We start from the raw sequence: 6,921 nt of genomic DNA, 5'->3' as shown, positions 1-6,921 counted from the left end.
AGGTGTGATTAAAAAGGCTGAACTAGAATCAAATTAAGTTTCTTTTTAATTCAAACTTTGGGAAAATTCATTAATGTTTCTATGAAAATCGTAGAAATTAGGTTAATCTGTCTTGTAAGTTTTCATAATTAGAATTGCTGAATCAAAGTATCATCCATCTCAGCAATTCTAATTATAATCTTTTCATGATTAAACTTTACTCATTATTAAACTTTACTCATTGGCTATTTCTAATACCTTGAGAGCAAAAGATTTTGATAATCTTAAATTACTCATAGCTTCCTTTAGGTCTTTATTCTGATAACATTGGTAAGCTTTAGAAAAATATTTTTCACTCAAGGTTAAGATCTTTTGAAGACGATTATCTTTATTTAAGCTTAATCTTTCTTTAGCTTTCTTAATTAAGCCCCAGCCTTTACCTAATTCCAGATAAACTAAACGAGAAGGGTCTCCTTCTTTAAGAGCATTTCCTTTATTATCATCCTTGTTCCTATCTTTATTATGATGAGGAATAACTTCTATCGCTTTGCTTACTTTGCTTATCAAATTAGTACTAATTTTAGTCCCTTCTAAGGCTTTCCAATAGTCTTCCTCTTTAAAAGCCTTTAAAGCCAGCTTCCTTACCTGTAAGACATCATTAAAGATATCCTGAGCTTGTTTGTGGTTAACAGATCTTAACCTTTTTTCTGTTTCAGCAATTAAAGTCGCCAATTTAACTAATCTTAAATAAGCCAGCTCTCTATTATCTAACTGCTCGTCTTTTCCAAGATCAAGCAAGGCTTCTTTTAAATAAGCTGCTCCTTCATTTAGACAAGATAAGGCTTTCTCTTTTTCGCGATCATCTAAAAACATCCGAGATTGCACCTGAGTTTTTTTAGCCTTCCAGAGTAAATTTTTAGCTTTTTCCACCATCTCTTTATTAGGTTCGTTAATAAGAAGATTTTCTACTTCCAAGATTAACTTATTTAAATAAATTAATCTTAAGGTTATCTTTTTAGAGAGATCTAGAGAAGAACAAGCAAGGTTATTAGCTTTAGAGATAAATTCAGCCATTTCTTGCAAGAAGCTTAAAACTTTATCTATCTTACCTTGCTCATCATCTATTTTAGCTTTCATAAAAAGTTCTTTTGCTTGCCATAATAAGACAAAGGCTTGTTTTTCTTCGCTTTTTCTTACTACTTCTTCTACGGATGAAAGAACCTTCTTCCATTTTTCAAACTCTTCTTTAATGTTTATTTCTTTAAACTCACTTTCCTTATTCCCATTTTCTTTTGCTTCCTTGCTAAGATCAGATTCTTCGGGTGCTAATTCTTCCTTGCCGCCTTTCTTTTCTAAGTCCAGCTTGGCATAAACATCAAGTTTTAGACAAATAGCCTTTGGAGGTAAAGCAATACCCAAGCAAGCAATTAATATAAAACTAAATAATAATAACTTAAGATCCTTGCCTCTCATCTTTATCTTTCTTTAATAATATAAAATTATCAGCGGTAGCAGACAATAATAACTTAAGATCCCTGCCTTTCATCTTTATCTTTCTTTAAACTAATAAATATACATAGCATCACCAAAACTATAAAACTTATACTCCTTACCTATCGCTTCTTGATAAGCATTCTGGGCTTTCTTCTTTGTAGCAAAAGCATAAACCAAAGCTAATAAAGTTGACTTTGGCAAGTGAAAATTGGTAATTAAGGCATCAACAACTTTAAATTTATAATCAGGATAAATAAAGATATTAGTAGTTCTTTCTCCGCTTAAAACTTTCTTTTCTTTTTCGGAATAAGCAGATTCTAAAGCCCTGGTAGTAGTTGTCCCTACTGCTATTACTCTTCCTTGGCATTGGTTGATAATCTCAGCTTCCTCTTGGCTTATTTGATAAAATTCCGACCACATCTCATGGTCTTTTATCTCTTCGCATTTTATTGGTTTAAAACTTCCCCATCCTACATGGAGAGTAAGATAGGCAATACTTATTCCCTTCTTTCTTATTTCTTTTAAAAGGGCTTTAGTAAAATGAAGTCCCGCGGTAGGAGCAGCAATGGAACCATTTTCTTTAGCATAAATTGTTTGATAGTCTGTCTTATCACTCTTTTTTTCCTTTCTTTTAATATAAGGAGGAAGAGGCATTTCTCCTATCTGGTCTAAGAGCTCAAAGAGTTCTCCTTGATAATTTAGCTCTAAGACAGCCACATTATCGATAATGTCTAAAACATAGGCAAATATCTTATTCTTAAAATTAAAGACCTGACCGATCTTTAATCTTTTTTTTGGTTTAACTAAAGCCTTCCAGATATTGGATGAAGCTAAACCTTCTAATAATAAAATTTCTACTTTAGAGTAATTTAAGAGATCTATACCTTTTAGTCTAGCTGGAAATACTTTGGTATCATTTAAGACTAAAACATCACCTGGGTAAAGATGATCTATAATATCTTTAAATGTTTTATGTTCAAGGCCACCATCTTTTTTATTTAAAATTAATAATCGAGCTTGACTTCTCTTTTTTAAAGCTTCATAAGCAATTAAAGCAGAGGGTAGATGATAATCTAACTCATGTAGTTTCATATAACCTTATAGCACTTATTAATGAAAATTTGATCTAAAGCAAATTAATTTTAAAGTCTTCACCAGTGATGGCAATTTGGCCTCACCAGATTAGTTTGAGGTAGAGCTATCTTTTAAGCTTGTTCCTGGATAATAAAATCTTAAAATTTCTTGATAATTTTTACCACTTTCCGCCATGCCTTTTGCTCCCCATTGGCAAAGCCCTACGCCATGTCCCCATCCATATCCAGAAAAGACAAATCTATCTTTTATCTTTTCAATGCCAATAAAGTGAGTACTTCTTATCACGGTTGGATCTAAAATTAACCTAAATTCATTGCCATTTAAGATTAATTCTCCATTGGAGTGGTTAATTGAGATATTCTTAGCCCTTCCATCTAATCCTATATTGATAGGAGTAATATTATATATTTCCCCTAAGCTACTGTCCCTTTTTGATAGTTTCTTTCTTATGGTATCTTCCGAAACTATTTCTCTCCATCTTTGATGAGGGGCTTCTTTGCAAAAAGGATCTATCGCATACTCTAAATATGGGTATTCACTTGTGCTATTCCAAACTAAGCTACTCTTAGCCGTAACTCCGCCACAACAAGAATGAAAAGGAGTATTAGCAAGTATATTGTTATAAACTAAAACCAACCCCTTAGTTTCATCTATAATCTTTCTTATTTCCAAAGTTTCGGCATCTACCCCTTTATAAACTTGACAATGCCAACCATTGCAAAAGTCATATCCTTCTTCTTTATGCTTACCTCTATTTTTTAAAGCAAATGTTCTTGAAGCTATAACTTGAGCCTTAAGAGCCTCCTCAGGCCATTTAGGAGGCATCTCTCCACCGATTACTCCAGATAGAAATTGCTCTAGATCAATAATATTAATTACTTTAATATTATCCCCAGAAACACTAAGTTCTAAGCTTCCCCGATACCTTTTGTTATTTATTTTTATAAAAGATTTTGAACTAGACTCTATTACTAAAGGATCTCTATAAATCCCTATTCCAGAAATATCAATGCCTCTCCCAAGAACTGTAACCTCTTTAGTTAGATCGCCTTGATATAAAACCTCTTGACTCTCTTTTTGAACAATTCCATAAGGCAAGGGAGAAGAAAGATAGATATTTTTAAAACTACCAATCTTAACTCTTAAATCTTGAGAGAAGGCATCAGGAGTGATAAAAAGGGTGATAAAAAGAAAAATTAAAATAAGTATTTGATACATAACCTTACCTTAAAGTTTATCTGACTAATAGATTTTCGGTAGTGTCTGAGTATAGCTTAGTTATTAAGAAACAAGCCATCTTTTTATCTCCTCTTTAAATATCTCTGCTTCCAAGATCTTTATTCCTAATTCTTTAGCCTTTTTTAATTTAGAACCTGGTTTTTCTCCAACTATTAAATAGTCAGTATTTCTTCCCACCTCAGAGTTTATCTTTCCGCCCATCTCCCTTATGATCTCTTTAGCTTTCTCCCTGGTAAACTCTTTAAGATTTCCCGTAATGACTAACTCTTTATCAAGGAAGATATTTTCTTTAATCTCTTGTCTTTTATCTTCTTTTTTTAAACATTCAAATCCATAACTTTCTAAGTCAGTAACAAGATCTTTAGTTTCTTTTTGGCTAAAAAAATTTACTATCCTCTCTGCGACTGCAGGACCAACATCCTTTATCTCCATAAGCTCTTCCAGAGAAACTTCCATAAGTCTTTTTAAAGAGCTAAAGTAAGAAACTAAGACTTGGGCGGTTTGGCTTCCTACATTGGGTATGCCTAAGGCATTAATAAGCTTAGCCAAGGGTGCTTTTTTAGAAGCTTCAATACTTTGGCATAAATTTTGAAACGATCTTTCTTGCCATCCTTCTAAAGATAAGATCTTCTCCTTTTCTTGATAAATCTGATATAAGCTTGAAATATTAGTAATTATTTTCTCTTCTACTAATTGATCTACAATCTTTTCTCCTAATCCATCTATATCTAAACAAGATTTACTGGCAAAATAAGCTATCCGACGTTTAACTTGAGCCCGGCAATCAACGGAAGGACAAAATGTTTTTGCATCATCTGTTTTTCTGACAACACTACTTCCGCATACCGGGCAACTTTTTGGAAACTCAAAAGAAGAAGACCGTTCCTTGCTTGGCAAGACCGCTACTATTTTAGGGATTACATCTCCACTTCTTTCCACTATCACTCTATCATTCACCCTCACATCTTTTCTCTTAATTTCATCTTCATTATGCAAGGTAGCTTTCTTAATCCAAGCACCAGCTATTCTTACCGGTTCTAAAATAGCTACTGGAGTTAGGACTCCTGTTCTGCCTACTTGAATGATGATATCTTTAATTATAGTTGTTCCTTGTTGGGCAGTAAACTTATAAGCAATAGCCCAACGAGGACTACGAGCTGTAAAACCAAGAATTCTTTGATGAGAAATTAAATTTACCTTGACTACCATACCATCCACTTCATAATCTAATTTATTTTTTATTTCTTCACATTCCTGGCAGTAGGTAATTACCTCTTCTATTCTTCGACAAAGCTTACGGTGTCTTTCGGTTACTAACCCAAGTCTTTCAAACTTCTTAATTGACTCCTCATAAGTGGTAAATTGCTCATTTTCTAGATAACATACGGAGTGAATAAAGATAGACAATCTTCTCTTGCTTACTTCCTTTGAATCTAACAAGTGCAATGTTCCAGCGGTAGCATTTCTTGGATTAGCAAAAGGAAGCTCATTATTCTTTATTCTCTCTTCGTTTATCTTTATAAAATCACTCTTTTTCAGAAGTACTTCTCCTCGAACTTCAAAGTTAACTTTTTCCTTTAAAGATAAAGGAATGCTATGGATAGTCTTTAAATTTAAAGTAATATCATCCCCCCTGAGACCATCTCCTCTGGTTACCCCTTGAACAAAGAGACCATCTTTATAGATAAGAGATGCGCCTACTCCATCAATCTTAAGTTCAGCTACATACTCAATCTTATCTTCTTTGAGCAATCTCTTTACTCTGCGGTCAAATTCTATTAACTCCTCTTTAGAATAAGTGTTATCTAAGCTCAGCATCGGAATTTTATGAGCTACTTGTTGGAAATGATCTAAAGGAGTCCCTCCTGCTCTTTGGGTAGGAGAGTTTGTTTGAAGATAAGCAGGATGTGCTTCTTCTAAATTCTTTAACTCTTTAAAAAGCTGATCATATTCAAAGTCTGAAATCTCTAATTGGGCTTCTAAGTAATACTTCCTATCATGGTAATTAATTAAGTTTATTAATTCTTGAATACGATCCTTAATTTTATTCACTTTTTTTCTTTCGTAGAAGAGCTATAATCGGCAAAAGAAATTTTCATAATGAGAATTGGTGGACTGTTATCGTAGCATTTTCTTCTTATTCCATTAATTGAGTCATCTCTCTTTCTCACCTTCCTCCTCAAAATAGTGTATAGTCTCTTTCTTCAGCTCCTTTAAGGTAAAAAGAAGCTTAAATTCAGTGGCACCTGATTCTAGAGATAGTTTCTCTGCAATCCTCTGGCAATCCTTTCTATCTTTTCCATGAAGCATAGTATAGAAATTATACCCCCACTCAGGACAGGTAATCCTCTGGTAGCAATGGCTTACCTCTGTAAATTCAGCCATCAATCTCCCAACCTTATTTACCTCTTCCTTCTCCACCTTCCATACCCCCAAAGCCGAACCTTCAAATCCTATCTTAGTCGGATTAACTACGGCTGAAAATCTTCTGATTATCCCTTGTTTTAGCCAGTTTGAGATCTTATTTAAGACCTCCTCTTCCTCAAGTCCTAACCCTTCTCCAATCCTCTTGAAAGGAGCGGATACTAATGGGATAGAATAGGTCAACTTGTTAATCAGTCTTCTATCCTCTTCTGCCAGCCGTAGATCGGGAGAGGTTTTTCTAATCTCATTAATCTTTTGGATCGATGCGAAGCTAGTATTTATCTTAAACCTCTTCTTGGGTTTCAGGTTGAGAAACTTTCTTATCTTTGTTCTTTCCTTTAATTCAGCAATAGTTTTATTTAGAACTAACTCAGATGGGGCAATTAAGACAAACCATAAGTTATACTCATCCTCTCTCAAATAGTTATGAGTAACACTTCTAAGATGGTTAATTACAGGTACTACCTGTTCTAACTTTTCTTGAGATACTTTAGCTGCTAAAAGAGTGCTTTTATAACCCAACCTTTTAGAGTCGAAGACAGGTCCTATCCGGACTATTCTCTGCTCAGAGAGAATCTTCTCTATCTTAGCCAAGAGATCTCTCTCTGAGATAGCTAACCTCTCTGCTAATACAGAAAAAGGTTTTGAGATTAAAGGAAAATCTCTTTGGAGTAAGGTTAAAAGTTCCAT

Annotated in this window: 5 protein-coding genes; all 5 read right to left on the bottom strand. The window is 33.8% G+C overall.

Features of this window, described 5'->3' with window-relative positions; all coding sequences use genetic code 11:
* Nucleotides 1–213 precede the first annotated feature (213 nt).
* Nucleotides 214–1,452: a hypothetical protein gene (locus KJ849_08185; GenBank protein MBU2600536.1), complete on the bottom strand. Its 1,239-nt coding sequence runs from the start codon at nt 1,450–1,452 to the stop codon at nt 214–216.
* A gap of 90 nt (nt 1,453–1,542) precedes the next feature.
* Nucleotides 1,543–2,565, bottom strand: coding sequence for a tRNA preQ1(34) S-adenosylmethionine ribosyltransferase-isomerase QueA (gene queA, locus KJ849_08180; GenBank protein MBU2600535.1), 1,023 nt, complete (start codon nt 2,563–2,565; stop codon nt 1,543–1,545).
* A gap of 90 nt (nt 2,566–2,655) precedes the next feature.
* Nucleotides 2,656–3,786, bottom strand: a complete 1,131-nt coding sequence (locus KJ849_08175; GenBank protein ID MBU2600534.1) for a SpoIID/LytB domain-containing protein — start codon at nt 3,784–3,786, stop codon at nt 2,656–2,658.
* A gap of 63 nt (nt 3,787–3,849) precedes the next feature.
* Complete coding sequence (ligA, locus tag KJ849_08170) at nt 3,850–5,859, bottom strand: NAD-dependent DNA ligase LigA (GenBank protein MBU2600533.1); 2,010 nt, start codon at nt 5,857–5,859, stop codon at nt 3,850–3,852.
* Nucleotides 5,860–5,961: 102 nt separating this feature from the next.
* Nucleotides 5,962–6,921 (bottom strand): hypothetical protein, encoded by a 960-nt coding sequence (locus KJ849_08165; GenBank protein ID MBU2600532.1) that lies wholly within the window; start codon nt 6,919–6,921, stop codon nt 5,962–5,964.

The sequence above is a fragment of the bacterium genome (assembly GCA_018830565.1).
Taxonomy (GTDB): Bacteria; UBA9089; JAHJRX01; order JAHJRX01; family JAHJRX01; genus JAHJRX01.
The sequence above is the reverse complement of the archived record's forward strand: the minus strand, read 5'-3'. Positions and strand labels throughout refer to the sequence as shown.

Coding starts and splice junctions, on each gene's coding strand:
- KJ849_08185 (MBU2600536.1), bottom strand. CDS start 1,452: ATGAGAGGCAAGGATCTTAAGTTATTATTATTTAGTTTTATATTAATT.
- queA (MBU2600535.1), bottom strand. CDS start 2,565: ATGAAACTACATGAGTTAGATTATCATCTACCCTCTGCTTTAATTGCT.
- KJ849_08175 (MBU2600534.1), bottom strand. CDS start 3,786: ATGTATCAAATACTTATTTTAATTTTTCTTTTTATCACCCTTTTTATC.
- KJ849_08165 (MBU2600532.1), bottom strand. CDS start 6,921: ATGGAACTTTTAACCTTACTCCAAAGAGATTTTCCTTTAATCTCAAAA.